1 protein-coding gene is annotated in these 1,246 nt (G+C 76.3%); it reads left to right on the top strand.

Translation table 11 applies throughout. From position 1 onward, the window contains the following. Nucleotides 1-1,246 (top strand): ATP-binding protein (locus tag BHU15_RS37665; RefSeq protein ID WP_438285011.1); only part of this gene is annotated, 1,246 nt, incomplete at both ends.

Raw genomic sequence — 1,246 nt, 5'->3', positions numbered from 1 at the left:
CGCAGGGCTGCCGCGACGCGGCGGCGGGCCGTCTCGCCGACACGTGCGCGAGCGAATTCCCGGACGGCGTACGGCTGGTGGAGCTGGCGGGCACCCCTGGCGACGACGTCGCCGGGGCGGTCGCGGCGGCGCTCGGCCTGCGTGACGACGCGGCGGCGGCCACGACCGCCGATGACCGCGTCGCGGCAGCCCTGCGCGAGCGCCGAACGCTCCTGGTACTCGACAACTGCGAGCACATCGTCGAGCCGGTCGCCCGTCTCGCGGAACGGCTCCTGCGCACCTCCCCCGGCCTGCGCGTACTCGCGACCAGCCAGGAACCGCTCCAGGTGTCCGGCGAGACGCTTCTCCCCGTCGAGCCGCTCCAACGGGCCGACGCGATCAGGCTGTTCACGGAACGCGCGACCGCCGCCGACCCCGGCTTCACCGTGGACTCGGAGACCGAAGAGGCCGTCGCCGCGATCTGCCGCCGCCTCGACGGCATCCCGCTCGCGCTGGAACTGGCCGCCACCCGCGTACGCGCACTGGGCGTCCACGCGCTGGCGGCCCGGCTGGACGACCGCTTCCGCGTTCTCACGGCGGGCCGCCGTGGCGCGCCCGCGCGCCAGCAGACCCTGCGGGCCGTGATCGACTGGAGCTGGGAGCTGCTGACGGCCCCCGAACGCATCGTCCTGCGCCGCCTCGCCGCGCACTCCGACGGCTGCGCGCTCGAAGCGGCCGAGGCGGTGTGCGCGGGCGACGGCGTGGCGCGCGAAGAGGTGCTGGACCTGCTGGCGCGCCTGGTGGACCGTTCCCTGGTGGTACGGGTGGACGGGCCCGCGGGACCGCGCTACCGGCTGCTGGAGTCCGTCGCCGCGTACGCCACCGAACGGCTGCACGCGATGGGCGACGTCACCGCCGTACGCGACCGGCACCTCCGGTACTACCTGCGGCTGGCCGAGGAGACCGAGCCGCGCCTGCGCGGCCCTGAGCAGCGCGCGCGGATGCTGCGTCTGCGGGCGGAGACGGCGAATCTGCGCACGGCGCTGACGACGGCGACAGCCGCGAACCCGGAGGCGGCGCTCCGCCTGGTCACGTCCCTGTCCTGGTACTGGCTCCTCGCGGGCCGGCTCCAAGAGGCCCGCCGCGCCCTCGAATCGGCGTCGGCCACCACATCGCCGCCCTCCTCCCGCCGCGCCGAGGCCCGCGCCCTCCACACCGCCTTCGCCCTGCTCGGCGGCGAGCCCGTCACCCCCGGCACCCCGGCCGC

The organism is Streptomyces niveus, from assembly GCF_001723055.1.
GTDB classification, from domain to species: domain Bacteria; phylum Actinomycetota; class Actinomycetes; order Streptomycetales; family Streptomycetaceae; genus Streptomyces; species Streptomyces niveus.
This window is presented reverse-complemented; position numbering and strand designations above follow the sequence as displayed.